At 70.7% G+C, this 8308-nt stretch carries 11 protein-coding genes, 3 pseudogenes and 1 riboswitch; of the genes and pseudogenes, 6 read left to right on the forward strand and 8 right to left on the reverse strand.

The window, feature by feature from the left end:
* From ABZY11_RS40795 to ABZY11_RS40815, 5 genes and pseudogenes are all read right to left on the reverse strand, one after another.
* The coding region (locus ABZY11_RS40795; protein WP_356484014.1) for an urease accessory UreF family protein at nt 1–419 on the reverse strand (419 nt) is incomplete at its 3' end.
* Nucleotides 420–453: 34 nt separating this feature from the next.
* Nucleotides 454–2175, reverse strand: a complete 1722-nt coding sequence (locus ABZY11_RS40800; protein ID WP_356484015.1) for an urease subunit alpha — start codon at nt 2173–2175, stop codon at nt 454–456.
* Complete coding sequence (locus tag ABZY11_RS40805; protein WP_356484016.1) at nt 2168–2479, reverse strand: urease subunit beta; 312 nt, start codon at nt 2477–2479, stop codon at nt 2168–2170. The genes ABZY11_RS40800 and ABZY11_RS40805 overlap by 8 nt, the downstream gene beginning before the upstream one ends.
* A gap of 15 nt (nt 2480–2494) precedes the next feature.
* Nucleotides 2495–2797 carry an urease subunit gamma gene (locus ABZY11_RS40810; protein ID WP_356484017.1) on the reverse strand — a complete coding sequence of 101 codons (303 nt, stop codon included), beginning with the start codon at nt 2795–2797 and terminating at the stop codon, nt 2495–2497.
* 194 nt (nt 2798–2991) lie between these two features.
* A pseudogene (locus ABZY11_RS40815) lies at nt 2992–3587 on the reverse strand (TetR/AcrR family transcriptional regulator).
* A gap of 144 nt (nt 3588–3731) precedes the next feature.
* On the opposite strand from ABZY11_RS40815, the gene ABZY11_RS40820 reads away from it, so the two are divergent.
* Nucleotides 3732–4334, forward strand: coding sequence for a hypothetical protein (locus tag ABZY11_RS40820; RefSeq protein ID WP_356484018.1), 603 nt, complete (start codon nt 3732–3734; stop codon nt 4332–4334).
* A gap of 84 nt (nt 4335–4418) precedes the next feature.
* Here the strand turns inward: ABZY11_RS40820 and ABZY11_RS40825 are convergent, their stop codons facing one another.
* On the reverse strand, nt 4419–4703 hold the full coding sequence (locus ABZY11_RS40825) for a type II toxin-antitoxin system Phd/YefM family antitoxin (protein WP_356484019.1): 285 nt from the start codon (nt 4701–4703) through the stop codon (nt 4419–4421).
* A gap of 93 nt (nt 4704–4796) precedes the next feature.
* Between ABZY11_RS40825 and ABZY11_RS40830 the strand changes: the two genes are divergently transcribed.
* From ABZY11_RS40830 to ABZY11_RS40840, 3 genes are all read left to right on the forward strand, one after another.
* Complete coding sequence (locus tag ABZY11_RS40830) at nt 4797–5432, forward strand: ATP-dependent Clp protease proteolytic subunit (protein WP_356484024.1); 636 nt, start codon at nt 4797–4799, stop codon at nt 5430–5432.
* 7 nt (nt 5433–5439) lie between these two features.
* Nucleotides 5440–5748 (forward strand): hypothetical protein, encoded by a 309-nt coding sequence (locus ABZY11_RS40835; RefSeq protein WP_356484020.1) that lies wholly within the window; start codon nt 5440–5442, stop codon nt 5746–5748.
* A gap of 399 nt (nt 5749–6147) precedes the next feature.
* Nucleotides 6148–6320, forward strand: a riboswitch (cyclic di-AMP (ydaO/yuaA leader).
* 3 nt (nt 6321–6323) lie between these two features.
* The gene (locus ABZY11_RS40840; RefSeq protein WP_356484021.1) at nt 6324–6797 is read left to right on the forward strand and encodes a C40 family peptidase; all 474 of its coding nucleotides are present in this window, start codon (nt 6324–6326) and stop codon (nt 6795–6797) included.
* 92 nt (nt 6798–6889) lie between these two features.
* Here the strand turns inward: ABZY11_RS40840 and ABZY11_RS40845 are convergent.
* Nucleotides 6890–7021 (reverse strand): annotated as a pseudogene (locus tag ABZY11_RS40845) (LysE family translocator); the annotation flags it as partial.
* Between ABZY11_RS40845 and ABZY11_RS40850 the strand changes: the two are divergent.
* Nucleotides 6969–7217, forward strand: a pseudogene (locus ABZY11_RS40850) (hypothetical protein); the annotation flags it as partial. The pseudogenes ABZY11_RS40845 and ABZY11_RS40850 overlap by 53 nt on opposite strands.
* Nucleotides 7218–7287: 70 nt before the next feature.
* Here the strand turns inward: ABZY11_RS40850 and ABZY11_RS40855 are convergent.
* Nucleotides 7288–7719 carry an ATP-binding protein gene (locus ABZY11_RS40855; RefSeq protein ID WP_356484022.1) on the reverse strand — a complete coding sequence of 144 codons (432 nt, stop codon included), beginning with the start codon at nt 7717–7719 and terminating at the stop codon, nt 7288–7290.
* A 204-nt stretch (nt 7720–7923) separates the two neighbouring features.
* Here ABZY11_RS40855 and ABZY11_RS40860 point away from each other — a divergent pair.
* Nucleotides 7924–8308: Scr1 family TA system antitoxin-like transcriptional regulator (locus ABZY11_RS40860; RefSeq protein ID WP_356484023.1), on the forward strand; the 385-nt coding region annotated here is incomplete at its 3' end.

Genomic DNA, 8308 nt, shown 5'->3' on the forward strand with positions numbered 1-8308 from the left:
GCGGCGTCCTCGGGCCCGAGCCCCGCCGAGCGCGCGGTGAGGCCGAGGACGACGGGCTGGTGGGCGCCGCGCGGCCGGGCCGAGGCGAGCGCGGCGAGTTCGGGGCCGGGCCAGGTGGCGCGGGCCGCCCGCATCAGCTGCCGGCCGAGCCTGCGGGAGACGGCCCGAAGCGCGGGTGACGGAGTACGGGCGTCGGCCGCCTCGTCGAGGGCGAGCGGGTCGTGGCCGTGGGCGGCCGCCGCGGCGAGTGCGGCGGTGGTGAGGCCGATGGTGTGCAGGCGGCCCCGGCAGAACTCGGCGAGGTCCTCGGCGTTGCGGATCCGTCCTGTTTTCACGGCCGCTTCGGCCCCGCCGGAGTGGGCGTGGCCACCGGCGGGAAACCGGCCGTCGGCGAGGACGAGCAGGGCCGCGCGGCTCATCGCACGCCCCGCGTCGGGCGTCTCGTGTTCCGCATCAGAAGAGGAAGTAGCGCTGGGCCATGGGCAGTTCGGTGGCCGGTGCCGGTTCGACCGGTTCGCCGTCGATCGTCACCGCGAAGCTGTCGGGATCGACGTGGACCCGCGGGGTTGCGTCGTTCTCCCGCATGTCCGCCTTGGTGACGCCGCGCGTGCTGCTGATCGGCACGAACCGCTTCCCGAGGCCGAGGCGTTCCGGCAGCCCGTCCCGGACGGCCGCGTCGGCCACGAAGTTTAGGGAGTTGGCCGCGGGGGCACGGCCCACCGCGCCGAACATCGGGCGGGGCAGCACCGGTTGCGGAGTCGGGATGGAGGCGTTGGCGTCGCCCATCTGCGCGTACGCGATCTGGCCGCCCTTGAGCACGGTCTGCGGCTTGACGCCGAAGAACGCCGGTTCCCACAGCACCAGGTCGGCGAGCTTGCCCGTCTCCACCGAACCGATCTCCCGGTCGAGCCCCTGGGCGACCGCCGGGTTGATGGTGTATTTGGCGACATAGCGACGCACTCGCCGGTTGTCGGCCCGTCCGTCGCCGGGCAGGGATCCGCGGCGCTTCTTCATCACATGGGCGGTCTGCCAGGTGCGCAGGACTACCTCGCCGATGCGGCCCATGGCCTGGGAGTCGGACGAGATGATCGAGATGGCTCCGAGGTCGTGAAGGATGTCCTCGGCGGCGATGGTGGACGGCCGGATCCGGGATTCGGCGAAGGCCAGGTCCTCCGGCACGGCCGGGTTGAGGTGATGACAGACCATCAGCATGTCGAGGTGTTCCTCGATGGTGTTGGCCGTGTGCGGCCGGGTCGGGTTGGTGGAGCTGGGCAGGACGTACGGTTCCGAAACGACGCCGATGATGTCCGGGGCGTGCCCGCCGCCGGCGCCTTCGGTGTGGTACGCGTGGATGGAGCGCCCGGCGATGGCGGCAAGTGTGTCGGCGACGAATCCGGCCTCGTTGAGTGTGTCGGTGTGGATGGCGAGCTGGGCACCCGTCTCCTCGCAGACGCCCAGGCAGGCGTCGATCACGGCGGGGGTGGCGCCCCAGTCCTCGTGAATCTTGAATCCCAGTGCTCCGGCACGTAGTTGGGAGTGCATTGCCTCGCTCGACATGGTGTTGCCCTTGCCGAGCAGACCGATGTTGACGGGGTACGTGTCCAGTGCCCCGAACATCCGGGCAAGGTGCCACGGCCCGGGGGTGATGGTGGTGGCTTTGGTGCCTTCGGCCGGTCCGGTGCCGCCGCCGATCAGGGTGGTGATCCCGGCGGAGAGTGCCTGGTCGATCAGGGTCGGCGAGATGAAGTGGACATGGGCGTCGATGGCCCCTGCGGTGATGAACTTGCCGTTGCCCGCGATGATTTCGGTCTCGGGGCCGATGACCAGGTCGGGATGGACGCCGTTCATGGTGTCCGGGTTTCCGGCCTTGCCGATCCCGGTGATCCGGCCGTCGCGGATGCCGATGTCCGCCTTGACGACGCCCCAGTGGTCGATGATCACGGCGCCGGTGATGACGGTGTCGGGCGCACCGTCGGTCCGGCTGACGCACGCCTGGCCCATCGACTCGCGGATCACCTTGCCCCCGCCGAAGACGGCCTCGTCGCCCGCGAGTCCGGGGCCGCCCGAGCGGTCCTCCTCGATCTCGACGAGCAGATTCGTGTCGGCGAGCCGGATGCGGTCGCCGGTCGTCGGGCCGAACAGATCGGCGTAGACCGCGCGGTCGAGTTCAGCCATCGAGGGCACCTCCGGTCTCGCCGCGCAGACCGGGGACGATGCGCCGTCCGGCGAGGGGCACGAGTTCGATGTCGACGGGCACGCCGGGCTCGAAGCGCACGGCGGTCCCGGCGGCGACGTTCAGCCGCAGGCCGCGAGCGGCCGAACGGTCGAAGTCCAGGCCGGGGTTGGCCTCGGCGAAGTGGTAGTGCGAACCGACCTGGACGGGCCGGTCGGCGGCGTTGAGCACGGTGAGGCGGGTAACGGGGCGGCCCTCGTTGAACGGCACGGATCCGTCCGCGTACAGGATCTCTCCGGGAATCATCGGTGGCACCTTCCGTCAGACGATCGGCTCGTGGACGGTGACGAGCTTGGTGCCGTCCGGGAAGGTGGCCTCGACCTGGACGTTGTGGATCATCTCGGGCACTCCGTCCATGACGTCGTCGCGGCCGAGCACCGTGCGGCCCGACGCCATCAGCTCGGAGACCGTACGGCCGTCGCGGGCACCCTCCAGCAGATGGACGGTGATCAGCGCGACCGCCTCGGGGTGGTTGAGCCGCAGTCCGCGCGCCCGGCGCTGCCGAGCCACGTCGGCGGCGACATGGATGAGCAGGCGCTCCTGCTCGTGCGGGGTCAGTCGCATGGATCCACCTCACAGTCCTGTGCCCAGTACCGTCCCTGGGCGCGGCGAGGCATCAGCCGTGTTCAACAGGGCCGTTGGACGGCGAACCGCTGACTCGCGCGAGGTAGTGCACGTTAGAACCGGAGTTTTTCCGGCGCGTTAATTACGGCGCGACAATTCCGGCACAGCGATTCCGGCGCGTAAATTCCCGCGCGTCAGCCGCTCTTCGACAGGTCCATGGCCATCAGTCCGCGCAGACCGTTCTCCAGCACCCCGGGTCGGCGTCGCCGAGGAGCGCCACCTGGGCGAAGAAGCCCTGCGCGGCCGCCATCATCGTCCGCGCCACATGGTCAGCGGGTACGTCGGCCCGCATGACCCCCGCCCCGCGGTATCCCTCGACCACGTCCGTCCAGACGCCGCGCATGGCCCGGTACCCGTCGTCGAAGGTGGCGGCCAGGCTTTCGTTGCACAGGGTCTCGGACCACACCTGCACGATCAGCGAGGCGGACTGCCGCCCGACCGGACCGCACACCTCACCCGAGAACGGCCCGCGCAGCACCCGGCCCGGCAGCACGTCCGGCGTCGGCGGCGGAGTGGCCTCGGCGGCTTCCCGGAAGGCCCGTCGAATGCTGGTGAACGCCTCGTCGGCGATGGCCGTGATCAGGCCCTCCTTGCCGCTGAAATAGCGGTGGACCGCCCCGGCCAACAGTCCGGCCTCCTTCAGCACACCCTGCATCGACGTGCCGTGGAAGCCGTCACGCGCGAAGCGGCACGCCGCGCCGTCGATGATCTGCCGGCGGCGGGCGTCCAGGTGCGGTCCGTATACGGCGCCTGCGTGGCCACCCCGCGGGGCCCCTGCTCCTGACCGCGTCCGGGCAAGCCCGGTGGTCGCCCAGCTGCTGCGCGAGGTGGTCACGGCACAGGCCCCGAGGGCAATCGGACACCGGTCACGGACGTGGTGGCGGCGCCCGGCGCGGATCCGCGCGGCAGCGCGCTCGGGGCGAGCTTCCTTCCGCTGGTGACCGCCGACGTCCTTTCGGGCTCGGCGGTCACGCTGCAGCGGCTGCGCGGCGGCCGGGCCGCACTGACACTGACCGGCGTGGCCGTGACGACCGGGATCGGCGCGGCGGCGCTCACCGACAACTGGCTCGGCGTGATCACCGGCGACCGGTGGGCGGAGGCCGGGACGCCGGGACTCACCGTGCTGGCCATCGGCGGGACGGTCGCGGGGCTCGCCGCGCTCATCGGCCCGCCCGGCATCGGCGTCGCCGCCCTGGTGATGCTGCTGCTCGGCAACCCCTTCTCGGGCGTCACCAGCGCACCCGAACTGCTGCCCGCGCCGGTCGGGGCGATCGGACAGCTGATGCCGCCGGGTGCGGGCGGCTCACTGCTGCGGTCGGTCGCGTTCTTCGACGGCAGCGGTGCGGGCGGCCCGTTGGTCACCCTCACGCTGTGGGCGGCGCTCGGACCGGGTGCGGTACCCATCGGCGGCCGACGCCGCGCACAGCCTCCGGCCGCGCCACCCGCACATACCCCGCAGCCGGCCCTGGCGGGCTGACCCCCAGCACGGACACGCCGTGCACCCCCGTCGGACCGGACGGGGGTACACGGCTTTCCCGCGTCGCGGGCGTCCGGGCGGCGCTCAGCTGCCGGGGTCGTGGTGTCCCCGATGCTCCGCCGCGATACCGAAGCGCCGACGTTCGCCGGGAGCGGACACCGAGGAGCCGAGCGAGGAGACCGAGCTGATCACCTGCTCCTCTGCGGCCGCCCCGTCCTTCTCGAGTCGCTCCAGGTCAGCGGCCGAGACGAGCGCCACCAGCGGCTTGCCGTGCCGGGTCACGACCACGCGCTCACCGCCGTAGACGACACGGTTGATCAATTCGGCGAGCTCAGCTCGGGCTTGCGTCACCGGAATCTCGTAGGCCATGCTCCCCATCATAACCTTCTGTACGTCCTGTACATTTTTTACAGAAGCTTGCGCAGGCCCCCGTACAGACCCCGGAGGAGAGGCATCGTCATGCTGTTCCGTCCCACCGCCCGTCACGTACTGCCCGAGTTCACCGAGCGCACGGCCAACGGAACCCGCACCCTCGACCCGTACTCCAAGCTGCTCTCCGAGCGGATCGTCTTCCTCGGTACGCCGGTCGACGACACCGCGGCCACCGACCTGATCGCGCAGTTCATGTACCTGGAACACGACGCCCCGGACCGGCCCGTATCGCTCTACATCAACTCCCCCGGCGGCACGTTCGGGGCCATGTCCGCGATCTACGACACCATGCAGTTCCTCACCTGCGAGGTGGAGACCTACTGCCTCGGCCAGGCCGGTTCCTGCGCCTCCGCGCTGCTCGCCGCGGGCGCCCCCGGCCGACGGCACGCACTGCCCGGCGCACGGGTCGTCGTGCGGCAGCCCGAACTCGCCGAGTCGATGCAGGGCCAACCGTCCGATCTGGAGATCGAGGCACGGGAACTGGAACGGGTCCGCGCCATGCTCACCGCCCTGTTGGCCCGTCACACCGGCCGCACCGCCGAGCAGATCACCGCCGACACCGAACGCGACCTGATTCTCGACGCGGCGGGCGCCCAGGCGTACGGACTGGTGGACCACGTCCTGGAGAACCGGACTTCCTCATTCCGCCCGCACGGCGCGAGGTGAACACCTGATGCGGCCACCGGAGTTCCCACCGCTCCCCGCACTGACGCGCGCCGAGGGAGAGTTCATCGACCACTACCTCGAAGTCCTCGACCAGGTCGGCCGGATCAACCCTGCCCGCGGCAGCGACACCTATGGCGCGCTGCGCGCCGCACAGGCACTTGTCTCGCGGGCAGGGGCGCTGCGGGACGCCCTCGCGCTGATGCACGAGCGCGGCGAGGCGCGGATCCACGCCGCCACGCTCACCCGTGCGCTGCGCGTACTGGACGGGGAGCGCCGGGCCGGACGCGTCACCGTACCCCCCGATCCGGCAAGTTGACCGGCTTCGCCGGTCCGCGCGCAGGGCGGGGTCCGGCCAACTCCCTTTGTCACGACGTCCGGCGACCCTCACCCAACTCCCGTACCCGACACGCCCGACGGGTCCGGCGAAATTCCTCGCTCGTTCGGCGTAGGAAGCCCCCCTCACGAGGGACAGCTCAACTTGCGTTTTCTGCGTGAACAGTGGCAGGAATCCGCACTTCTGCCCCTGGTACGACACCGGTCCGAATCACCGGCAGAGCGTCAAAAATCATCATGTCCACCCGAACGGATCAGTCGTGAGGAGCCTCACATATCCCTGTTTCAGCTCGGAAATCCGGCAGTCGGTGAGTCAAGATCCCTGGGACGACAAGCCCCCGCCACCGCGGCGGGGCGGTCCGGGCGGACGCCGAGTCCTGCCGCTGTCCGGATGCCTGGTCGACAGAAGTGGATCGGCAGGAGTGGAGGACCCGAGCACAACGGGTCGACCTGAACACCGGTCGACCCTCGGGGTGAAGCCGCCGAACGCGGCCGGGCAACTTCGCCAGCCCGAACCCGACAGGTCATCCTTCACAGGCGGCTGACGAAGGGTTGCGCATGACTGCGCAGGTTCATGTCCCGTCTCTGCTCGTCCGGGCCGGTACGGCCTCGGTTCTGACCCTCGCCGCCGTCGGCGGCACCATGTTCGCCCCGGGCGCCACGACGGACGCCCAGGCGGCGACTCTGTCGATGAAGGCGCTCAACGTCGCTGCATCGAAGAAGGGATCGCCGTACGGCTGGGGCGCCACCGGTCCCAACCGCTTCGACTGCTCGGGGCTGACGCTCTATTCGTTCAAGAAGGCGGGCAAGAAGCTCCCCCGCACGGCCCAGCAGCAGTACAACCGGACCCGTCACATCTCGGCCTCGCACCGGCAACGCGGCGACCTGGTCTTCTTCCATTACGGCCGCAGCGTCTACCACGTGGGGATCTACGCCGGTAAGGGCAAGATCTGGCACTCGCCGAGGACCGGCGCAGTGGTGCGGCTGGAGAAGATCTGGACCAAGAGCGTCTATTACGGGCGGGTCCGCTGAGGCGGGGCCCGTCCGGCGGGCCGGGGCCGCGTCCTGGGCCCGCCGGACAGGCCCGGTTGCCCGGCCACCGGCCTCAGCCGCTCTCGGTGCGGCAGCGGACCGGTCACCAGCACCAGCCCCAACACGGTGAGCGCCGCGCCGCCGCCCTCGATGGCACGTGCGGTACGCGGCCGGCGCGGCCACCGGCCCAGCCGGTCCATGAGGAGCGCCACGGCGGGAGACCAGGCACTGGAGCGGGAGGCGGGCACCACGCTGCTGGTGCGCCACCACCGAGGGGCCCGGCTCACGGCCGCCGGCGAACTGCTGGCCGGACGCGCCCGGCGCATCCTGGACGAGATGGGCCAGGATCGTCATGAGCTGGCCCGCCTCTCCGGGCTCTCCGGCGGACGTCTGCGGGTCGGCACGTTCACCACGGCGGGGGGCGGCGCAGCGGCCGGGCGGCGAAGCCGGGGGGTGACCGCGCGGGCGGGCGGCCACCGGAACTCGTGGGTCAGCTCTGTACGGAGACACTCCACGGAAGCGCGATCCACACCGTTTTGCCGCCATCGGCGGTGGGGGTGACGGTGAGCCGACCCCCGCACTCCTTGGCCAGAGTGCGGATGATCACCATGCCGCGCCCGTTGTCCTGCTGAACCGCGGCGGGCAGTCGTCTGGGCCAGCGGGGGTGACTGTCCGTCACCCCGAGATGCAGTTGCTCCTCCCGCTCCAGCCGGAGGTCCACGGTGAAGTTCGGCGACTGCCCGAAGGTGTGCTGGACGGCGTTGGTCGCGAGCTCCGAGACGATGAGCTGGATGCTGTCGGCGAAGTCGGTGTCGGTGGCCAGGCCCCATTCGGTGAGCACCCGGGCCACGTACCTGCGGGCGGCCGAGACCGAGACCGGCTCGCTCGGCAGAGTGACGTTTGCTTCCTGATGGTCTGCCATGGCGAGCCGTCCCTTTCCCACCCGTACCGACCCGCGACCGGTCCGGGTTGCGCTTCGCGCCAGATTGCCATTGATGCTGCCCTCTGTGACGGCGATCCACCAAGATATGCATATATCTGTCGCTCGATGCGGTGAACCCTGCCACGCAAGACCGTATGCGGGCGGCACACTGTCCGCTCGGCAGAAGAGGGAGGGAGGCCGCAGATGCAGCACGGCCCCGCGGTTCGACGCCGCAAGCTCGGGGAGGAGCTCCGGAGTCTGCGCCACGCGTCGGGACTGACCAGTCGGGACGCGGCACGGACGCTCGGCTGGCACCAGTCGAAGGTGAGCCGGATCGAGACCGGGACGAGCGGGGTGCGACCGGCCGATGTGACCCGGCTGCTCGACGCGTACGGCGTGGACGATGCCCAGCTGCGGGATCTCCTGGCCACGCTGGCGGGTTCGGCCGGCGGTGGTGGCACCGGCTGGTGGCACGCCTATCGCGGTCTGATTCCTCCCCAGTATCGCGATTTCATCAGTCTGGAGTCCCAGGCACGGACCGCGCGCACGCTGGAGACCTCGGTGGTCCCGGGGCTCCTGCAGACGGCCG

Source organism: Streptomyces sp. NPDC006510, assembly GCF_040611955.1.
GTDB lineage: Bacteria > Actinomycetota > Actinomycetes > Streptomycetales > Streptomycetaceae > Streptomyces.

Bases quoted from the DNA above. Each gene is read 5' to 3' on its own strand.
- ABZY11_RS40800 (WP_356484015.1), bottom strand. From the start codon at position 2,175: ATGGCTGAACTCGACCGCGCGGTCTACGCCGATCTGTTCGGCCCGACG.
- ABZY11_RS40805 (WP_356484016.1), bottom strand. From the start codon at position 2,479: ATGATTCCCGGAGAGATCCTGTACGCGGACGGATCCGTGCCGTTCAAC.
- ABZY11_RS40810 (WP_356484017.1), bottom strand. From the start codon at position 2,797: ATGCGACTGACCCCGCACGAGCAGGAGCGCCTGCTCATCCATGTCGCC.
- ABZY11_RS40825 (WP_356484019.1), bottom strand. From the start codon at position 4,703: ATGGCCTACGAGATTCCGGTGACGCAAGCCCGAGCTGAGCTCGCCGAA.
- ABZY11_RS40835 (WP_356484020.1), top strand. From the start codon at position 5,440: ATGCGGCCACCGGAGTTCCCACCGCTCCCCGCACTGACGCGCGCCGAG.
- ABZY11_RS40840 (WP_356484021.1), top strand. From the start codon at position 6,324: ATGACTGCGCAGGTTCATGTCCCGTCTCTGCTCGTCCGGGCCGGTACG.
- ABZY11_RS40855 (WP_356484022.1), bottom strand. From the start codon at position 7,719: ATGGCAGACCATCAGGAAGCAAACGTCACTCTGCCGAGCGAGCCGGTC.